This window comes from Mycolicibacter sinensis (assembly GCF_001667945.1).
In the GTDB taxonomy this organism is placed as follows: Bacteria; Actinomycetota; Actinomycetes; order Mycobacteriales; family Mycobacteriaceae; genus Mycobacterium; species Mycobacterium sinense_B.
Genome location: NZ_LZJK01000159.1, coordinates 16,900 through 34,015, shown reverse-complemented (window position 1 = coordinate 34,015; position 17,116 = coordinate 16,900). Strand labels below are relative to the sequence as shown.

General features: G+C 67.4%; 25 protein-coding genes. 14 read left to right on the top strand and 11 right to left on the bottom strand.

Annotated elements, in window-relative coordinates; genetic code table 11:
- Position 1 precedes the first annotated feature (1 nt).
- Genes A5694_RS21085 through A5694_RS21070 form a run of 4 tightly spaced genes read right to left on the bottom strand, consistent with a single transcriptional unit; the run spans position 2 to position 1,939 of the window.
- Positions 2-334: a hypothetical protein gene (locus tag A5694_RS21085; protein WP_064924249.1), complete on the bottom strand. Its 333-nt coding sequence runs from the start codon at positions 332-334 to the stop codon at positions 2-4.
- Positions 331-714, bottom strand: a complete 384-nt coding sequence (locus A5694_RS21080) for a hypothetical protein (protein WP_064924248.1) — start codon at positions 712-714, stop codon at positions 331-333. Before A5694_RS21080 ends, A5694_RS21085 begins: the two co-directional genes overlap by 4 nt.
- Positions 711-1,364, bottom strand: coding sequence for a hypothetical protein (locus tag A5694_RS25195; protein ID WP_342710586.1), 654 nt, complete (start codon positions 1,362-1,364; stop codon positions 711-713). Before A5694_RS25195 ends, A5694_RS21080 begins: the two co-directional genes overlap by 4 nt.
- On the bottom strand, positions 1,334-1,939 hold the full coding sequence (locus A5694_RS21070; protein ID WP_131809629.1) for a hypothetical protein: 606 nt from the start codon (positions 1,937-1,939) through the stop codon (positions 1,334-1,336). Before A5694_RS21070 ends, A5694_RS25195 begins: the two co-directional genes overlap by 31 nt.
- Positions 1,940-2,135: 196 nt before the next feature.
- Here A5694_RS21070 and A5694_RS24220 point away from each other — a divergent pair, with 196 nt between their 5' ends.
- The 5 genes from A5694_RS24220 (at position 2,136) to A5694_RS21050 (ending at position 5,182) form a co-directional block, all read left to right on the top strand.
- A complete protein-coding gene (locus A5694_RS24220) occupies positions 2,136-2,312 on the top strand; it encodes a hypothetical protein (RefSeq protein WP_165604308.1) in 177 nt (58 codons plus the stop codon).
- Positions 2,309-2,650 (top strand): VOC family protein, encoded by a 342-nt coding sequence (locus A5694_RS21065; RefSeq protein ID WP_064924246.1) that lies wholly within the window; start codon positions 2,309-2,311, stop codon positions 2,648-2,650. Before A5694_RS24220 ends, A5694_RS21065 begins: the two co-directional genes overlap by 4 nt.
- A 558-nt stretch (positions 2,651-3,208) precedes the next feature.
- On the top strand, positions 3,209-3,649 hold the full coding sequence (locus A5694_RS21060) for a hypothetical protein (RefSeq protein ID WP_065019082.1): 441 nt from the start codon (positions 3,209-3,211) through the stop codon (positions 3,647-3,649).
- Positions 3,650-3,700: 51 nt separating this feature from the next.
- Entirely contained in the window at positions 3,701-4,129 is a 429-nt protein-coding gene (locus A5694_RS21055; protein WP_131809628.1) for a hypothetical protein, read from the top strand.
- Positions 4,130-4,231: 102 nt separating this feature from the next.
- A complete protein-coding gene (locus A5694_RS21050; protein WP_131809627.1) occupies positions 4,232-5,182 on the top strand; it encodes a hypothetical protein in 951 nt (316 codons plus the stop codon).
- Between the two features lie 69 nt (positions 5,183-5,251).
- On the opposite strand, the gene A5694_RS21045 is transcribed toward A5694_RS21050, so the two are convergent.
- Positions 5,252-5,545, bottom strand: coding sequence for a helix-turn-helix domain-containing protein (locus tag A5694_RS21045; protein ID WP_064924242.1), 294 nt, complete (start codon positions 5,543-5,545; stop codon positions 5,252-5,254).
- Positions 5,546-5,975: 430 nt separating this feature from the next.
- Here A5694_RS21045 and A5694_RS21040 point away from each other — a divergent pair, with 430 nt between their 5' ends.
- Complete coding sequence (locus A5694_RS21040; RefSeq protein ID WP_064924241.1) at positions 5,976-6,551, top strand: recombinase family protein; 576 nt, start codon at positions 5,976-5,978, stop codon at positions 6,549-6,551.
- Positions 6,548-6,973 (top strand): helix-turn-helix domain-containing protein, encoded by a 426-nt coding sequence (locus A5694_RS21035; protein ID WP_064924240.1) that lies wholly within the window; start codon positions 6,548-6,550, stop codon positions 6,971-6,973. The genes A5694_RS21040 and A5694_RS21035 overlap by 4 nt, the downstream gene beginning before the upstream one ends.
- A 10-nt stretch (positions 6,974-6,983) precedes the next feature.
- Here A5694_RS21035 and A5694_RS21030 read toward each other — a convergent pair whose 3' ends face one another.
- The gene (locus A5694_RS21030; RefSeq protein WP_064924239.1) at positions 6,984-10,052 is read right to left on the bottom strand and encodes an N-6 DNA methylase; all 3,069 of its coding nucleotides are present in this window, start codon (positions 10,050-10,052) and stop codon (positions 6,984-6,986) included.
- 124 nt (positions 10,053-10,176) lie between these two features.
- Between A5694_RS21030 and A5694_RS21025 the strand changes: the two genes are divergently transcribed.
- The gene (locus tag A5694_RS21025) at positions 10,177-11,049 is read left to right on the top strand and encodes a hypothetical protein (RefSeq protein WP_234786399.1); all 873 of its coding nucleotides are present in this window, start codon (positions 10,177-10,179) and stop codon (positions 11,047-11,049) included.
- On the opposite strand, the gene A5694_RS21020 is transcribed toward A5694_RS21025, so the two are convergent.
- The 5 genes from A5694_RS21020 to A5694_RS21000 form a co-directional block, all read right to left on the bottom strand.
- Positions 11,046-11,519, bottom strand: coding sequence for a DUF488 family protein (locus tag A5694_RS21020; RefSeq protein ID WP_064924238.1), 474 nt, complete (start codon positions 11,517-11,519; stop codon positions 11,046-11,048). The two genes, A5694_RS21025 and A5694_RS21020, sit on opposite strands and share 4 nt — an antisense overlap.
- Before the next feature lie 76 nt (positions 11,520-11,595).
- Complete coding sequence (locus A5694_RS21015) at positions 11,596-12,450, bottom strand: hypothetical protein (RefSeq protein WP_064924237.1); 855 nt, start codon at positions 12,448-12,450, stop codon at positions 11,596-11,598.
- Positions 12,451-12,508: 58 nt separating this feature from the next.
- Positions 12,509-12,958, bottom strand: a complete 450-nt coding sequence (locus tag A5694_RS21010; RefSeq protein WP_064924236.1) for a GNAT family N-acetyltransferase — start codon at positions 12,956-12,958, stop codon at positions 12,509-12,511.
- A gap of 1 nt (position 12,959) precedes the next feature.
- Positions 12,960-13,454, bottom strand: a complete 495-nt coding sequence (locus A5694_RS21005; protein WP_064924235.1) for a hypothetical protein — start codon at positions 13,452-13,454, stop codon at positions 12,960-12,962.
- Between the two features lie 99 nt (positions 13,455-13,553).
- Positions 13,554-13,811, bottom strand: coding sequence for a hypothetical protein (locus tag A5694_RS21000; RefSeq protein WP_234786400.1), 258 nt, complete (start codon positions 13,809-13,811; stop codon positions 13,554-13,556).
- A gap of 48 nt (positions 13,812-13,859) precedes the next feature.
- On the opposite strand from A5694_RS21000, the gene A5694_RS24215 reads away from it, so the two are divergent.
- From A5694_RS24215 to A5694_RS20975, 6 genes are all read left to right on the top strand, one after another.
- Complete coding sequence (locus tag A5694_RS24215; RefSeq protein WP_165604309.1) at positions 13,860-14,024, top strand: hypothetical protein; 165 nt, start codon at positions 13,860-13,862, stop codon at positions 14,022-14,024.
- Between the two features lie 19 nt (positions 14,025-14,043).
- A complete protein-coding gene (locus tag A5694_RS20995; protein ID WP_064924234.1) occupies positions 14,044-14,409 on the top strand; it encodes a hypothetical protein in 366 nt (121 codons plus the stop codon).
- Positions 14,410-14,417: 8 nt separating this feature from the next.
- Positions 14,418-14,807: a hypothetical protein gene (locus tag A5694_RS20990; RefSeq protein ID WP_131809626.1), complete on the top strand. Its 390-nt coding sequence runs from the start codon at positions 14,418-14,420 to the stop codon at positions 14,805-14,807.
- A 305-nt stretch (positions 14,808-15,112) separates the two neighbouring features.
- Entirely contained in the window at positions 15,113-15,565 is a 453-nt protein-coding gene (locus tag A5694_RS20985; RefSeq protein ID WP_131809625.1) for a hypothetical protein, read from the top strand.
- Between the two features lie 30 nt (positions 15,566-15,595).
- On the top strand, positions 15,596-16,357 hold the full coding sequence (locus A5694_RS20980; RefSeq protein WP_064924231.1) for a hypothetical protein: 762 nt from the start codon (positions 15,596-15,598) through the stop codon (positions 16,355-16,357).
- Positions 16,354-16,731 (top strand): hypothetical protein, encoded by a 378-nt coding sequence (locus A5694_RS20975; protein WP_064924230.1) that lies wholly within the window; start codon positions 16,354-16,356, stop codon positions 16,729-16,731. Before A5694_RS20980 ends, A5694_RS20975 begins: the two co-directional genes overlap by 4 nt.
- The last annotated feature ends 385 nt before the right edge of the window (positions 16,732-17,116 follow it).

Below are 17,116 nucleotides of genomic sequence, written 5' to 3'. Positions count from 1 at the left end.
GCTACTCCTCGTCTTCCCGCTCCTCGCGCCGGAGCACCAGCGCCACCATTGGATCGCCGACCCGCTTCGGCAGTGGGCCGGGATCGCTGACCATCCACGCCGCGGCATCGTCTCCCGCGACCGCACGTGCCGCGTCGCCCGGGTGCTCGAACCGGCCGAGGTAGCTCGGCCTGCCGGACAGTTCCTGCACCTCGGTGAGCGCGACGGCGCCGATCGCGGCGTAGGCGGCCTCGTACCCGTCTACGAGCACAGGCATGCCCCCGGGCAGCTGGTCGAGGATGCGCCGCAGCTCGGCAACCGTAGTGGGCGGTGGGTACTCGCTCTCGTCGGTCACTTCTCGCCACCCCGTTGCTCTCCGCGTTCCCGATCCCGCTGCGATTCGGTCCAGGGCGCGGTGATCACTACGTCGATCAGGCTTGTGTGCGCCGGGGTCCAGCCCTCGCAGCTGCCGCCAGGGCACCGTCCGGTGACAGCGTGCTCGTGGAGCGCGTCGGGCGCGAGATCGATCAGCTGACCGTCAGGCAGTTGCCACCCGATCGTGTCGCCGTCCACCAGCTCCACCGCGGCGATCATCTCGGCTGTGAGCGTGGCGAACACCTCGCTCCGGCCGACGAGGTAGCTCATGTCGTGGTCGGCCACCACGCCGTCGCGAAACCGGGTGCGGACGATGGTGCCGCCGCGGGACTCGACGGCCACGATGTCGTAGGCGCTCACCGGTCCCCCTCATCCACCTCGATTGACATCGGTTCCGCGAGGATGCGGGCCACGACGTCGAGCTGCTTCCGCGTCAGATTCTCCTGGCTGCGGCCGTGCAGCATCAGCGCCGCCCAGACGGTCTCGCTCATCGGGCAGCTGCCGCACGTGCGGGGGCTGATCACACCGAACTGGCCCATCCGCGGCGGGTGGTCCCAACCAGCTTCGTACGCCGCGGCGGGAGTGAGGATCTCGGTCTTGCCGCACACTTCACAGATGTGCCTGAGCTTCCAGTGCGAAGTCTCAGGTCCGGTCACCTCACCCGAGCTGGGCATGACCACGATCCCGGACGGGCGCGAGCTGTAGTGCGCGGCGTCCGGCACGCTGCGCACCGTGGTCCCGGCGACGGTGACGATGGTGCCCTCGACCGCGAGTTCGGCGAGCTGCGCGCGGGTCACGGTGACGATCCCCTCCGACACGTCGGCGCTGGGTCGGTCGCCATCCTCGGCGGCGCGCACCAGGATTCGGCCGCACGGCGAGCCGAGGGTGCGTGCGCTCTGCTCATCATCGAGCTTGACGCGCAGCGCGGCGATGTTGCGGGCGGTCAGTTCCAGCGTTCGCGTGTCGGCGACGTACCTCATCAGCGGCCGCTCTGCGCGCACGCGCCGCACAGCGACTGGTACCAGCCGTCGGGACGCTGGCGAATCGTCCCCGGCTGTCCGCAGAGCTCGAAGGTGCGAGCCGACTGCTCCTCGGCGGCGGAGATCCGGTCATGTACCGCGTCGGCCAGCGTGGGGACGCTCGCCTCGGCCCATACGGACGGCTGTCCTCCCTTCTGCTTCACCTGCCGCACGACAAGGTGCGGGTCGATGCGCTCCAGGTCGTCGCGGAGGTCGGTCAGGAGCTTCGCCCAGCCGTCGGCAGGGTCGATCGGTGGCCACCCGCTGGGGCGCGTGAGGTCGATCGACTCCTCTGCGTTGCGGGACATCACCGTCGCGAACCACTCCCGCGTCGACTGGTAGCCGGTGCGGGCGTCGGCGTCTGCTGCGCCGGCGCCCCACAACGTCGGTGCCCAAGTCTCGACCGCCGCGTCTACGGCTCCCGGCTCACCGAGTACCGCCCGGACCCCAGCGACCTCACCGGAGCTCCACGTCGATGCGTACGGGCTCCAACCGTCACGGCGGACGAGAGCGGCACGCTCGCGGAGGTCTGCGGCGCGGCGGTCACGGGATTCAGCGGTGGGCATGAGGCCAGTCTGGACGGTCCCACCGACACGGCGCGACTGGATTCTCGGATGCACGTTCCGTTGCCGGTGCATCAGAATCGGCAACATCACCGGTACCTGCGGCTACTCCGCGGAATGTTGCAGGATCAACGGATGTGCTTGAGCTGCTTGAGTTTTCGACCTGGGCGGTGTCGGCATCCCGTGACACGATCCGGGCATGACTGCAATCGCAACCCGCCCCGTCATCCGCGCGAACGTCTCAGACGTGGCCCGTCTCGCGGAGTTCCTGTCGATGCTCCTCGACTCGCCGGTCTTGATCACCTCCGCGCGCGACGAGGTGCCCGCCCCAGAGGGGCACCACTTGGTCCTGATCGTCGCGGAGTCCGCGCCGTGAAGCTGTCCCTGATCGTGCTGTACGTGCCGGCGCCGACTCTCCCTCGCGCAGCCAGTTTCTACGGCGCGATCCTCGCCGCCGAGCCGGTGCACGAGCAGCACGGTGCCGGTCCCGAGCACTGGTCGGTCACCGCCGCCGAGGGACTGGTGATCGAGCTGTACCCGATGGGATCGCGACCGCACACGTTGACGAGGCTGGAGTTCTGCGGTCCGGACCCCGACGCCGCCGTGCAGCGGTTGATGGGCCGCGCCTTCGCACTGCCGGAACGGACGCGGGACGGTGCCGGCTGGTGGCTGCACGATCCGACCGGGAACACAGTCGTGTTGCTGCGGGAGTAGTCCCCGCGCTGATCCCTCGCGCCCCGCATCCGTGTTCCGGCCTGGAGGGAGTACACCCCACAGCATGAACGAGATCGGCACCGCAGGGGACGTGACAGGTTGTTCTACAACGTGTTTGGAGTCGCGTGGGAGAATCGAACGCATGAGCAGGGTTCGGCTGGCACTGGTCGCCGCTGCCGCAGTAGCTGCGGTGGCGTTGTCGGCGTGCTCGACGAACACCGCCGGGGAAGCAGCGTCCGATCGTGGCAGTGCGGAGACCTCTGCGGGCGCCGTGGCGAAGCCGACTCGATGGATCAGCGACCTGACCTCCCAGTCGGTACCCGCCGAGCAGCGGGACACGGCCGGTTACCGCTTCGGACCACTCGCCACCGGCACCGGCATCTGGGAGCACTCGGACGGGGTGTCCACAGACGCGGGATGCACGGCGGGTCCCGTGGTGGCTCCGACAATGAGCCCGACCAACCGCGGCTACCTCACCGCGGGGCACTGCGACAAGCCGGACCGCGCCAGGGTGTTGACCTCTCCGACGCCGCGCACACCAATCCACAGTTCGTGGGCGTGTACACGCCGCGGAAGCCAGGAAGCCTTGACGCCACTTCGCTCTGGATCACCAGCACCGCCGCATCGTCCAGCATCGCGGGCCACCCGGTCGCAGGCGCACTCACCGAGGAAGCAACCCGGTCTCCCGAGCTGATCGGACAGACCGTCTGCGTGCTCGACGCTGTCAGCGGCCTTGTATGCGGCAAGCTGGCGGACGCGACGGCCCAGATCGTTGTGGACGCCACGACGCACGAAGGTGACTCCGGCTCCGCGATGTTCCTGGTCAGCGATACCGGCGCCGCGACCCTCATCGGCATCCTCACCAAGAGCGAGACGACCGGCGGCACCTACGGCGTCATCGCCGACACCGCGCTCCGCGAGCTCGGCGCTCAGGTCGTGACCGATCCCGTGGCTGCCGCCGCCGTACGGGGCGACACCCGGTACGTCACCGCCTCCTGAAACTCGTGTCGTCGGGCTAACTACCCATGCTGAACAGGGACAATGAACCCCATGGCATACCCTGACGATCCTGATTTCTCCGGCATCGATGCGCTTCCTGATCCTGCTGCGGCTCCGAAGCTGAGCACGGAACTGGACGGTATCGCCACGGCGATCCAGACCACGACGACAGGTGTCCGCGGCACGGCCGGCGGCAAGACGCCCGACGAGGTGGTGACTGAGGCAAACGCCGCCGCCGCCTCGGCCCGCGACCTGGCGACGGTGGCCGCGGCGATCGAGTCCGCCACGAAGATCCTCAAGGACGCGGTCGCTGCTTGGAAGCGGGACGCCCCGAAGAAGAAGGACCTCGACGCCGCCGAGAAGCGTGTCACCGACGCGGGTACCGCGCTGGCCGCCGCACAGAAGGCGTATGACGAGGCGACGGACGAGACGGCGAAGGCGCTGATGAAGCCGCTGCTGGATTCGGCCGTCGCCGAATAGGACTCGGCGATCCTCAATCTCCAGGCGCTGAAGAACAGGCGCAAGACGGCCGACGAGGCGTACGAGGCAGCTCGCAAGCGGGCGGTGCTCGTGATAAAGGGGGTGACGACGGCGACGGATAGCAGCGGCGAAGCTCCCACCGCCGGACCGGGTACCGGCACCCCGGCTCCGTCCTCGGGTACCGGCACCGGCAACGGCCGCACCGCTCCCAGCTCAGGCACCCCCGCTGCCCCGAGCAGCGGTAAGCCCGCCGGCACCCCGTCTCCGTCGAGCACCGCCTCGCCCACATCCACGTCGCCGACCACCTCGACCAGCAGCGGCGTCGACCCGAGCACAGCGGCCATCGCCGCTCTCCTGGCGCAGCAGGGGCAGGCTCAGCAGCCGGTGCAGATGCCGACCCAGCAGGCGAACCCGGCGGCCGCCGCACCGCAGCAGGCAGCTCAGCAGCCGCAGAACCAGCAGGCGAAGAACGCGAAGCAGGAAGGGGTCCTCGACCTCGACGGTGTTCGCGAACTCCTGGGTGAGACGGGTACCGGACTGGCACTCGGCCTGGGCAGCGGTACACACACCGAGTCCCCCGCCGCGTCCACGCCGTCTCCGTCGACGACCAGCACCTCGTTCCGCCCCACCGGCACGCCGATCACCGGCACCAGTCTCGGCGGAGCCCCGGCCGTCAACCAGCAGGCCCCGACGAGCGGCACGAGCGCGACCGGCCTCCACACGAGCTCTGACGTGTCCGGGCGCTCGACGCCGGCCGCCACTGCCTACTCGCCGAGCCCGGAGACCAAGACCAGCGGCGCTACCGGGACCGGCACTCAGGTCCCCGCCGGACAGCAGCAGACCGCGGGCCGCCCCATGGGCGGCGGCATGCCGATGATGCCGATGACCCCGATGGCCGGCGGCGCACCGGCCGGTGCCCACCGCGGCGGTGACGGCGAGGAGAAGAAGATCACCACGTACGGCGAGGGTGGCCTGCTCCATGGTGAGGACACAATCTCGGAGGCCGTCCGGGGCGGGACGATTGCACAGAACCGCCCCGACGCGGCGGCCTGAGCCCAACCAACACGGAGCCCCCGTACCTCTTCCACTGGTGCGGGGGCTCCGTGCTGTTCGGGGTGCGGCTTACCCCTCGTCGAGCAGCTGCCGGATGACCTCCGGGCCGAGTTCCCGTTCCCAGCGGCGGCGGCCACCGCGTGCGCAGGCATGGATGATGCTCTCCCGCTCCCAGGCATCGAGGCTCCGGATACGCCGCTGCACGCCTTCCCACTCCGCAGCGTAGGAGCGGACGGTCGACTCGGAGATGTTGAACTCCTCGGCCAACTGCTCGGGTGAGACGCCGTCCGCGACCGCGAGGGCGATGTCGCGGCGAACCGCAGGGTTGTCGATTGCGAACTGGAACGGGGTGCGCTCGGTCATGGCGCGATCATGTTCGTGCTGTCACGGAGACGATGCGCGGGGCGCGGGTACGGAAACGGCGGGGAGGGGTCAGCACTACTTAGGGTCTCCGGGGCGTGAAAGCAGGTCGCACGCCCGGGTTCACCCGGTTTCCGTACCAGGGTATCGGTACTGCCGACACCCTCCACCTGTTGTCGTACCCGGCGGCTACGGTCGCCTTCGTTGTTGCAAACACCCCGGCCGCATGGGAGCGCGGCCGGGGTGTTCTCGGTTCGGGGTGGGGTCAGCTGACCGTGGGGCAGTTGCGGCCGAGTTCTACCCGTCCAACTGGGGTGTACCCAAACGCGTCGCGGGCCGCTTTCTGTCAGTGCGCACATCTAGGGTCCGAATCGCGTTGTTGGACAACGTGTAGAGGCACGTCTGAGACCTCTACTGGACAGAGAGGCCGAAAATGGGCGAACGGGTTGGATACGAGCGGGTGTCCACAGCCGAGCAATCGACCGACAGGCAACTGGCGGGGATCAAGGTGGATCGAACCTTCACCGACAAGGCGTCGGGCAAGAGCACCGATCGGCCGGCGCTGTCCGAGGCGCTGCGCTACCTCCGCGACGGCGATACCTTCGTCATCCACTCGATGGACCGCCTCGCCCGCAACCTCGAAGACCTCCGCCGCACCGTCCGGGAGCTGACGAGCCGCGGCGTGCGGGTCGAGTTCGTCAAGGAATCGATGACGTTCACCGGTGACGACTCCCCGATGAACACGCTCCTGTTGTCGATGCTCGGTGCCGTCGCCGAGTTCGAGAGGTCACTGATCCTGGAACGGCAACGGGAGGGCATCGCTCTCGCGAAGGCGCGCGGCGTCTATAAGGGGCGGCGGGCGAAGCTCGACGGAGACCAAGCCGACGAGCTGCGGTCCCGGCTCGCCGCGGGTGAGTCCGCGACAAAGCTCGCCACGGAGTTCGGGATCAGCCGGCAGAGCGTCTACAACTACCGCGCGCCGGCCGCGGCGAAGGAGAGCGCCGCATGACCCCCTCCGACCGTGCCGCCGAAGCACTCCGCGCCCGCTTCCGTCGCGAAGAGGAGCGGCTGCACGCTGAGGGCTTCCTCACCATCAACGACGCCGCGGCGTTGCTCTCCGTGCACCGCGACACGGTGACGCGGATGATCAGCGACGGCCGTCTCCGCGCCGCGCGCTGGGAGGACCGCACAGTCACCCGGCGCGAGTGGGTTGACGAGGTGCCCCGCAGCCGCAAGTCCGCTGAGGCGTGGCGCCGCGAGCACGGATACCTGTCCACCGCCGAGGCCGCCGAGCTGTTGGGGATCACCCGCCAGGCCGTGCAGGTGCGCATCAGCCGAGGGCAGCAGGCCGCGGTGCGGGCCGGTGCCGGCACGCCGGTGCCGGGCGCGTGGCTGATCCCTGTCGAGGATGTGCAGCGGCGGGTGGCGTAACCCGGCGGAGTCAGCTTTCCGCCGGCACCAGCTTGGCGACCGCGGCGTCGATCGCCGCACCGATACCGGCGTCCGCAACCGCCTGGACAATCAGTTTCCGCGCCGCCTGGAACGTACGCGCCGAGGACACATCGATGGTCGCTGCGAGCTTCTCCGCCTTCTCGCCGAGAGAAGCGATCTCAAGGTGCAGGTCGTCGGTGTTGTCGTACTTCGGGAACGGCACCAGGAACACGTACTTGTCGAAGTGCCGCGCGCCGTAGAGGCCCAGGGTCTGCAGAGGCTTCACCCTCTCCAGCACCGTGCCCGAGTTCAGCACCGCGCACAGATACCGCGCTTCCGACTCGGTCGAGACCTCGGCCCAGTACAGGGAGAAGTCGATGATCGCACGTGAGTCGCGCACGATCGCCGCTGCGAGCTTGTTCCCAGTCTTCGTGTAGACAACTCGGATCGAAGCGACTGGGAGTTGTGCCGATAGCTGCCCGTGAAAGTCGATGCGGTCGAGCAGCTTTCCCTTATCTGACTCTGACTTGTTCGCGCCCCACAGTTCCTCAGCCTGGTCCCACCAGGACTTGAGCCCGGGGTGGTCATCGATGGCTGACTCTTCGAGCACATCGGCGTCATTGACCGGGAGTACAGTTCGCCGCGGTTCCAGTGTGCGGTAGGGAAGCACAGTCATACCGAGGTACGTAGGACGAACGAACTTCGTCTCGACCGTCGCGCTGATCGCGGCCAGGTGCTTCCAAGGCTTGGGCTCGTAGGTGCTGCGATTGGACGTCACCGACACTCGGCCCGCTCCGGCGCCGAGTGGGCCTGCAGGAACTTCACGGACAAAGAGAACCATCTGCGGAGCGAGAACGGCGCCCTGACGGAACTTCTTCTTGTACGGCGACTCCGGCCTCACGGCGCCGGCATCGTGCGCAGACACAGCGCCATCGCCGATCGTGATCTTGTCCTTCGCCTCTTCCCACGGAATATCCGGTCGCGCGAGGTATCCGGTCCAAGCGCTGATGGCTTCCCCGATCGGGGAAGCCGACGCCGATCGCTTGCCTTGGACTACGCAGGACACCATGGGGAAACCGGTTGTGACATCGGCCAGGCCCCAACTGACTCCGAACTCCACTGCGAGGTGTTCCGAGTTCCTCGTCATCCACTTGCCGGTGCGGAAGCCTGTGTGCGGCTTACGGGTGAGGATCCCATAGGGCATCACAAACGCGAACGCGCCACCGGGACGCAGGTATAGCTCCACCGCCCGCACGACAAAGAGTGTGGAGAGGTCACGGCTGGCCGCCCCTAGCCCGCCGGTCAGCAAGTTGCGCGGCTTAGCCAGCTTCTTGTAGCTCTCCTGCATCGCGGCGGTCATCTTCGCGTAGGGCAGCCATGGCGGGTTACCCACGAGCACGTCGACGCGGTTATCGGGCTCAGCCAGCCACAGGGGGCGGATCAGGTTGCGGACGTAGTAGCCCCAGATGTGGTTCTTTCCCGACTTGTGTAGTGCCCGCATGGTGGCGAACGTCTCACGCAGGATCTCGGCCTCGTCCTCGGCGATGTTGAACCGCCTCAGGACCGGGTCGATCAACGTCCCGTTCTTCTTGTTGGACGTGTCGAGGGCCTTGTCTGCCATCTCCGAGACGAGTCGATCGAACCGGCCGGCGTCCCCGAGGATGGTGCGCGGGAAGACCAAGTCGTCACCGAAGAGAACACCGCCGCCGCCGGCGATGATGGAATCGCCCTCCGTGCTGATGGTCACCCTGTCCACGCCTCCGATGAGGTCGCGGCTCTGCTCCCACTGCATCGAGTCCCCGAGGTAGACGGGAATCGCCAGCGGTCCCCGCTCACCATCCTTGAGTCGGTCGAGTCCGATCGCCAACAGGTACGTGACCCGGGCGAGGGTGACGGCTACTGGGTGTACATCCATCCCGATCACGTGCGCCGTGACCTCGTCCACCGCGGCCGCACTGGCAGTGCCCGCGTCATCGGCTGCCCGCAGGTACCGCCTGATCGCATGGAACAGGAACGTTCCAGACCCGCAGCTGGGGTCGGCCACTCTCGAGCCGAGCGGGTCAGTGACGGTCGCCGCAACTACTCGATCCGCGAGCCAGTCCGGCGTGTAGTACTCCCCGAGGCGTTGACGCTCCTCGGGGGCGATTACCGATTCGTAGAGGATCTTGAGAACGTCATGCTCGACCTTGGTCCAGTCGAATCGTGCGATGCGCCGACCGAGTTCTGCGACGAACTCTTGACCGCCATCGACCTGTACCACCCAATCGAAGAAATCGGCCTCGACGACACCGTGAATCTGGGCCTGCTGGAACTCCGTACCTGACGTCAGCTGAATCGGCGACAGGCCGCCACTGGGTGAGACATCCCATCCGATCGCGGCGTGGGCGATCAGCTCGGCGGTGATCACCAGCAGCGTGTGGTTGATGAACAGGTCGGGGTCATCGACGAAGCCCTTGCCGAACGCCGTACGAAGCAGCTTGGCCCAGAGTTCGCGCTTGAGCTTCACCTCTGCGTGGTCAACGTTCGCTTCGAACAGAGCCGCGAGGGACGCGTGATCGAGCTGATGGCCGGGAGATTCGGCGCCGAGGCGATCTTCGATCTCCTGCGGTGTGGGCTTGATCTGGTCCCTGGTCGCCATGACGGATTCCAGCCACACCAGGAGGTGGTCGACGTCCGGCGCATTTGGGTTCAGTTCGAGTTCGGATACAGCGACGAGCGCCCCGTCCCTCAGGTTGTAGAGTCGCCACCCGGTGCCGTCAGTCAAGATGCCGACGTAACGGCTACCGAGCTCGATGTGACGCTGCTGGACATACCCCGCGAGCTGCTCCTCGTAATCGGCGAGATTTCCGGCGCGGAGATCCTTCTTCACCTCTATGACGACGTGACCGGCTTCGATGTCGATGCGACGCCGCGTGCCGTCGGCAACCTGCGACTCCATCTTCACGACGTCATCAGAGTCGAGGCCGAGGCCTGAAGTGGTCAACAGCATGTAGATGTCGGCCTGGATCTCCGCCTCTGGCCTCACCGGAGTGCGGCGCGCAAGGCGGGTGACGGTCTCGATCGCGAGTTGGCTAGGCACGAGATGACCATAGGCAGTGATACCGACACACGCGCCAGATCCAGATCCTGGCGTTTCGTGTGCGGCGCGACCGACGCTGGGGAAGGTCCACGTCGATTGCTCACGCGGCCGTTAATCTGCCCGGATGGGAGGAAATGGCACCGCTGGTGAGGTGGACAGCGGGGGTTTGAAGGCGCCGCGTCCGGGTGAACAGACCGCGGAGGTCATGGTCACCGTCAAGACCTACCCCAACCCGAGCGACAAGTACCTGGAGACTGTCTGCGTCGCCGGCGTGCGACTCGACCGCGAACGGCCTGAGTGGATTCGCCTGTACCCCGTCCGGTTCCGCAATGAGGACTTCGACCGGACGTTCAAGAAGTACGACGTGATCCAGGTGAACGGCACCTACCACCAGTCCAACGATGTCCGTCCGGAGTCCTTCCGCCCTCGCCAGGACGAGATGGCGCGCGTGGCATGGATCGGTACGAGCAGCAACTGGCAGGGCCGACGGGCGAACCTCGATGGGTTGATCGGCACGACGACGATGTGCGACCTGTTGGCTCGGAATCCGGTGGGTGAAATGACCAAGCGGGCGCCCTCGCTCGGCTTGATCAAGCCGTACGACGTCAAGGTCACCGTCGAGGACGGGCAGCCGTGGAGCAAGTCCGAGCAGGCGAAGATCGACAAGGCTTCGGCGCCGGATCTGTTCGGCACATCGTTGGCTCCGCTGGAGCCAGCGCCCTTCGTCGTCCGATACAGGTACAAGTGCGCAACGGCGACATGCAAGGGCCACGACCAGAAGGTCCTGGATTGGGAGGCCGGGCAGGGCGGCCGCAAGTGGCTGCGTGACTACGGCGACCGCGGTCGGGCGCGCGAGGCGATGTTGACGAAGTGGCGTGGCGAGATGCTGGCTGAGGACAACGACGTGCACTTCTACGTCGGGAACCAGAACGCACGGCACTGGGTCTTCTCCGTCCTCGGCGTGTGGCGGCCGAAGATCGAGGACGCCCTGTTCTAGACGTGCACCACGGCAGCGGTCGGGCGGGCTTTCAACAGCTGGCGGACCACGATGTCTCGGTGGCACTCGGCGTGGTCATGCTCGAAACACAGCAATGCCACTACCCCGCCGTCCAGGAGTTCGCACACGTGGGCGAGCGCATCGGTGGCGGCCGAGCTGTCGAGCACCTCCCGGTACCGTGCGCGGGACTCCGGCTCACCGGCGCGGAACCCGGCGCGGTTGTCCTTCGGGTTGCCCAGCGCACGATGGTGCACGTATCTGATGCCGACGGCGGCGAGCGCCTCAGACAGCTTCGTCTTCGACAGTCCCGGCTTGCGACTCAGCGGGGTCAGTCGGACGTCCACGAGCACGCGCACGTCCTGCGCGAGCAACTGGGCGACGAGGTCGCCGACGGTCCGCCCCTCGTAGCCGATGCTGACCAGGGTCCCTTCGGCGGCGTCGTGCGCGGCGGTGGTGTCAGAGGTGCCCATGGGTCCCAATGGTGCATCACCGAGCGTGCCGACGTGCAGTGAACCCCCGGTGACGCGATGCAACCGTGACTTCGACTCAGAAGTCCTGATCGACCCGCCGCAGGATGTTCGCCAGCATGATCACCGAGTCGGCGGCGATCCCGGCTTCCCGCCGCGTGGGCTCCGTGGAGTGCTTCACGCTGTGGGCGAGCTCGATCACCTTGTTGGCGACGCCGCGGATCGCCTCGTTGTCCTTGCCGGCGAGCGAGTCTTCGACGTACCGGCCGAGACGCTGTTTGGTCTTGTCGGCCGGCGGTTCGGCCTCGCCGTCGCGCAGATGCACGGCGGGGTCGTAGATGGTGCGGCTGAGAGCCTCCAGCACGCCGACGGCGCGGTTACCGACGTCGCGGTAGTCCTGGGTCGTGGTGGCGGTGCGGAAGCGCCGACGAAGCTCAGTGAGTTCCTCGTCCACCTTCGGCCAACCCGTCTTGGTGTGCGGCGACACGGCCTCGGCGTTCACGGCGCGGAACTGGGCCTCCTCCTGCCGATCCAGCTCCGCCTGCACCGGGGCGAACAAGTCGTTGAGTAGGTCGCGGCGGGCCTGCCAGGAGTTGTAGCAGCCGTTGCGCAACCAGTGCGCCTTGAAGGTGGCGAAGTCCCGCCACGGGAAGCTGAGCGTGATACCGATGCGCGAGAGAGTCGCGGTGAGGGCGCGTTGGGCAAGGGCGATTTCCTTGTCGTCGAGCGCGTTGCTGCCGTCGGTGCCGAACGCAGTCAGGTTGTCCCACACCAAGTGGGTCAGCGCGATCGCAGTGTCGAGGTCGTCCGTGCCGGCTACGGGGCCTGCACGCAGCTCGTTGAGGAAGTCCTTCCGCAGCTTGGTCGTGATGGTCGGTTCGCTGGTCCAAGGACTGATCGTCTCGGTCTCTTCGAAGAAGTCCTCCGGCCCCATGACGATGGAGGCTACCGAGATGGGGTGACACCCACCGGTCAGGCCTGCGCGCGACGCTTTACCGCGCCGGCTGTATGAACAGGGTGCGGCCAGCGGGGCCAGGACTCGGGTCGTAGAACGGCTCCCATCCGAGCTGCGCCCAGAAGCGGTCGGCCTCGGAGTACGCGAAGTGGCGGCGGTCGGAGTGGCGCTCGGCGAGGACGCCAACCACTTGCGTTCCGATGCCGCGGTCCCTGGCCGCGGTGGCCACCTCGATGAACTGGATCTCCAGGCGTTCGGGGCCGAGCCCCGGAACGCCCTCGTAGTCCGGGTTGATACCGCCGGGGTCGTCGAACTCGACGCGGGCCACCTCCACGTCATCCTCCAGCACCTGCACGTACCACGGGCCCTCCCCGAGCTGCCGCTTCCACCAGTGTTCGTTCTCATAGGCGACGGACCAGTCGAACGGCGGCGTCCACCAGCGATCGTCGGTAGCGCCGCGGCGAAGGTCGACGAGTTGCAGGGCCATCTCAGTCCTGCAGCTCGAATGGCACCGAGGAGTAGTACCGGTCGAACTCCTGGTAGTCCGCGATGCCGCTGAGCAGCCGCGCCACCGCGAGTCCGTATTGCGTAATGCGCAGTCCCTGGTGTCCGCTCCCGAGCGGCACGATCCCTCGGCCGCCGTCGACGTACACGTAGTTCACCCGGTCCACCAGCGAGCCGCGCCAGAAGAAGTCGGCGATGCTGATCTCCCGGATCTCGGAGTCCGGGAAGTTGTCCGACCACTCGAACTTCAGGTTGCGGTCGTGCTGGCTCTCCGGCATCCCGTAGGCGACCGTCAGGTCGATGTCCGGGCGATAGACGGCTACCTCGACGTGGCTGTCGTGCTCGACGCCGGAAGTGCCGTCGGCAGGGCTGCTCCACGAACCGAAGCGGTCACGGTAGGTCGGCCCGGCCGACTTGATCCGCGACCAGTCGCGTGAGGTAGAGCTGGCGATGATCGTGCGGAGTTCGTCGAGTGTCATGGTTCCCTCCCAGGATGCAGCGGAGTCGCCGGATTCAGGCGGCGTGGGCGACAGCGTAGGCGCCGGTACCGACAGGGCAGCGTTGCTGCTCAGCCCAGGTCACTCCCCGGCGCCGTCCACGCAGTCCAACCGCTTCCACGTGCCGACCGGATACGACCGCAGCACCACACCGAGGTAGATGATCTCGAGGGTGCCCTCGTTCTCGTCGGCGCGCAGCTTCTCCACGTCGAGGTAGCGGGTGCCCGCGACGTGCTCCACTTCGCCGGAGCTCAACCACACTGTGACGGCTCCCCGCCCGGACATCAGGCACTCGGCGTAGTAGCGCGAGTCGTCGGCGACGGCGTCCCCGGCGCGCACGGCGAGTGGCAGTCGTGGGGCGGCTGGGAGGGCAACAGCAAGTACGAGATGACCGGCACCGTCGAGGACCTCGGCACCGTCGCTCTCGACCGCCGCAACCCCGTCACCGAAGAGATCACAGTCGACCCGAGCGCCGCACGGTGGGACATGACCAGTGCCCAGTACAGCCCCGGAAGCCCGCCCCGCTCGACTGCATTCACCAGCGTCAACTGACCCAGAGAAGAGGATCACGATGAGCACCGCCAAGACCAGGTTCGTCAAGCCGAACGACAAGCAGATCGCCGCCGCGAAGACGCATTTGCCGAAGATCGCGAAGAAGATCGTAGAGACGCAGACCGGAGCACTGAACCTGCTGCGCGAGGTCGTCGAGTCCGACTCTTCGACGCTGCACTGGGTGTCGACCGTAGACGCGGTGAAGGCCCTCCGCAAGGTCGATGACGAGCTGGCGAAGCTCGAGACGGACCTGCTCGGAATGGCCGTCGTCGCGGGTGCCCCGGTGTCCGCGGCGTGCCGCGAAGTCTGGATCTCTCCCTCTGCATTCAAGCGCCGCGCCGCCGATACCCCCGCCAAGTACATCCTCGTGAACGAGGCCGTCTGATGGGCCGGATGCGTACCCCGACCGCGGTGAACCGGCACGCCGCAGGGGAGATTCAGAAGCAGGTCGCGAACGACCTGTTGACCGTGTACTCCGACGCGTTGAAGCGCATGCGCGCGCTGAGTCAGAGCGACCCCCAAGCGGTCACCGCGAAGCAGGCCGTAGCCGCGCTGCGGGAGCTGCGGCGGTGGAAGAAGACGATCGAGAAGCTCCAGTTCGACCTACTTGGTGCATCGATTCTGGCCGGCGGAACGGTCTCGTTCATCACCTCCGACAACGAGAGGATCGGACCTCGCGCGAGCACCCTCACGCGGCGGTTGCCGCACACTCCCGCGGGGATGATCGGCCGGGAGATCGTCTGGGACCCCTCAGTGGAGTGGAACTGGCGGGTGGTCGAATGAGCCGCGCTACAGGACGTTTCGGCTCTCACGTGAAATCCGTCAGTGGTGCATCTTCGAGGCCGCCGCCTGGAAAACCCTGATTTTGGGGTTGCAGGGCCTCTCCGAGCCCCAATCCGTGAACCGCGCACGGGAACGGGGGGTCGAAACCCTCACCGGTGAAGCAGCCGAATACCAGTGCTCCACACAGGGATAGCGCTCAAACCCTCGCTCAAAGTCGCGCTCAATCCGACGCCACACCGAACAACCAGAAGAGGAAGTAGGGCACAACCGCCCGCCCCACAACCAGTTCCAGGAGGAACACCACCGTGAACATGAACAAGAACACCGTCCCGCACCCCGAGCGCGTCGCCCGTCTCCTCGCTGTCGCCGCGGCCACCAACTCGCTGCCGGCCGACGTCACCGCCGACGCCGAGAACATCGTCGAGTTGGTCGACGCCGGCGCCTCCCGCTCCAAGGTGACCGCCGCTGTGCAGACGCTTGTCGCCGACGCCTGGACCCGGGCCGCCCGCGAGGCCGCCGCGGCCGAGAAGCCGAAGGCCGTGAAGGCCTCCTTGGAGAGGCTGCGCGGTGTGGCCGACCTCGAGGAGAAGTTGGGCCTCGCGCCGACCGATCCGGAGGCCGAGAATGGCACCGAGACTGGCGGTGAGATCACGTCGGAGACCGAGCCCGAGATCGACGTCGCCGCAGCGGTGGAAGTGGCCGTCGGCGAGACCGATTCCGGGGCCGATCCGTACTCGAACTACGGCCACGTCGCGTAGTCCAAACAGCACACGAAACGGAGCACGAACATGAGCAAAATCAAGAACACCATGAGCCGGGCCGCGACCGGAATCCGCAAGGTCGGCGCCGGGGCGCGGACTACTGCCCTCACCGCAGGCACTGGGGCCGGAGCCACGCTGCTCATCACCGGCCTGCTGGCCGGCGGCGCGGGGAGCTGGATCGACGGGCAACGCGCCGTCGACCGGGCCACCACCGCGCAGCTGGCTGCCGACGTCACCGCCGCCGGCCAGCAGCTGGAGGCTGCACAGAAGGGGTGGCAGAAGGGCACCGACAAGTTGGTGGCCGATGCCCGGGATCAGGTCTATCGCGAGATGAACGGCGTCAAGCTGATCAGTGAGCTGCCGGACGGCGTCGACCGCAGCAAGGCGCAGGAGGCGGAGCAGCAGCGGCGGGGCTTCATGTACACCGAGTGGCACGGTGCAGCGGTACTGCGCGAGCCCGGTGGGCGCACCTGGTACCTGCCCTCCCTCCCGACCGAACTCGGGAGGTCGGTCACCTCGGGCGCCCGCTGGAACGGCATCCCGTTCGGCGACGATGACTCCGCCGACCGCGCCGCGCGGTGGGCCGCAGCGAAGCGCATGGGCGCGGCGTACGCCCACCGCGACCAGAGCGGGTACCGCGTCGACACCGCCTACTGCACCGGGTACTGGGTCTCCTTGACGGTGCCGCGTGCCGGGACGGCCGTCGAGGCCACCACGCCCCCACTGGCAGGCGCGACGTGTGACCGCACGTCGCCCACGCCACGAGTCGTGAACGGAGCAGGAGCATGACCGAACTCGGTACCGAGAACACCCCCGAGAAGTCGCAACGATGCAGGCCCGGACAGGTGCTGTTAGCCGTCCTGAAGCAGCCTCGCTTCTGGGCGGAACTGGGCGTCGCCGCGGCGGCCCTGATCGGGCTCTGGCTGTGGACCGCGGCGGTGCACGATCACGGTGAAGCCGAAGGGCGTGCGCAGCCGGCCCCGCCGAAGTTCCTGGTGGTCGATCAGGCCACGGTCAACAGTCAGTGCGTCACGGTGATCGGTGTGGCCCCGGGCGGGTCTTGGTGGGCGCTGCCGGCGGGCGCCACCGCGGGGTATCCGGAGCGGGTGGACTCGAAGGACGTCGGCGTGAACGGTTGCCGTGCGGCACCGACGCCGCGCTGACGCCTCCATCTACGAGAGCAGCCCCATCTTCTTGTCGCAGATGGGGCTGTTCCTGTTGCGGTCGGTCACTGGTTCGACCCCGCGCCGCGGCCGGCGATGTGACACGACATGACACAGATGTGACACGCAAGCGCTCGCTCCGCGCGCGGTCGAAACAGCAAACGCGCAGGTCACTGCTCCCGGCTACGAATGCGCGACCTGGGGCGATGCCGAAACGTGCTTCTGAAAAGCGGAAGGTCGCCGGTTCGATCCCGGCCCTGGCCACCAAGGGAACCACCTGGTAGCAGGTGGTTTTTCTCGTTTCTGAAGTGCTCCGAGAGCCGGTCTCGATGACCCACATGGGCCCAGTCCCGATCGGCAAGGCTCGGTTGGCGAGGCTTCCCCG

Excerpts from the sequence above, each read along its gene's own strand:
- A5694_RS21070 (WP_131809629.1), bottom strand. The coding sequence starts at position 1,939 with ATGCCCACCGCTGAATCCCGTGACCGCCGCGCCGCAGACCTCCGCGAG.
- A5694_RS21020 (WP_064924238.1), bottom strand. The coding sequence starts at position 11,519 with ATGGGCACCTCTGACACCACCGCCGCGCACGACGCCGCCGAAGGGACC.
- A5694_RS20975 (WP_064924230.1), top strand. The coding sequence starts at position 16,354 with ATGACCGAACTCGGTACCGAGAACACCCCCGAGAAGTCGCAACGATGC.
- A5694_RS21015 (WP_064924237.1), bottom strand. The coding sequence starts at position 12,450 with ATGGGGCCGGAGGACTTCTTCGAAGAGACCGAGACGATCAGTCCTTGG.
- A5694_RS21055 (WP_131809628.1), top strand. The coding sequence starts at position 3,701 with ATGGCATACCCTGACGATCCTGATTTCTCCGGCATCGATGCGCTTCCT.
- A5694_RS21035 (WP_064924240.1), top strand. The coding sequence starts at position 6,548 with ATGACCCCCTCCGACCGTGCCGCCGAAGCACTCCGCGCCCGCTTCCGT.
- A5694_RS20990 (WP_131809626.1), top strand. The coding sequence starts at position 14,418 with ATGCGTACCCCGACCGCGGTGAACCGGCACGCCGCAGGGGAGATTCAG.
- A5694_RS21040 (WP_064924241.1), top strand. The coding sequence starts at position 5,976 with ATGGGCGAACGGGTTGGATACGAGCGGGTGTCCACAGCCGAGCAATCG.
- A5694_RS21025 (WP_234786399.1), top strand. The coding sequence starts at position 10,177 with ATGGGAGGAAATGGCACCGCTGGTGAGGTGGACAGCGGGGGTTTGAAG.
- A5694_RS21045 (WP_064924242.1), bottom strand. The coding sequence starts at position 5,545 with ATGACCGAGCGCACCCCGTTCCAGTTCGCAATCGACAACCCTGCGGTT.
- A5694_RS24220 (WP_165604308.1), top strand. The coding sequence starts at position 2,136 with ATGACTGCAATCGCAACCCGCCCCGTCATCCGCGCGAACGTCTCAGAC.
- A5694_RS20995 (WP_064924234.1), top strand. The coding sequence starts at position 14,044 with ATGAGCACCGCCAAGACCAGGTTCGTCAAGCCGAACGACAAGCAGATC.
- A5694_RS21010 (WP_064924236.1), bottom strand. The coding sequence starts at position 12,958 with ATGGCCCTGCAACTCGTCGACCTTCGCCGCGGCGCTACCGACGATCGC.
- A5694_RS20980 (WP_064924231.1), top strand. The coding sequence starts at position 15,596 with ATGAGCAAAATCAAGAACACCATGAGCCGGGCCGCGACCGGAATCCGC.
- A5694_RS21005 (WP_064924235.1), bottom strand. The coding sequence starts at position 13,454 with ATGACACTCGACGAACTCCGCACGATCATCGCCAGCTCTACCTCACGC.
- A5694_RS24215 (WP_165604309.1), top strand. The coding sequence starts at position 13,860 with ATGACCGGCACCGTCGAGGACCTCGGCACCGTCGCTCTCGACCGCCGC.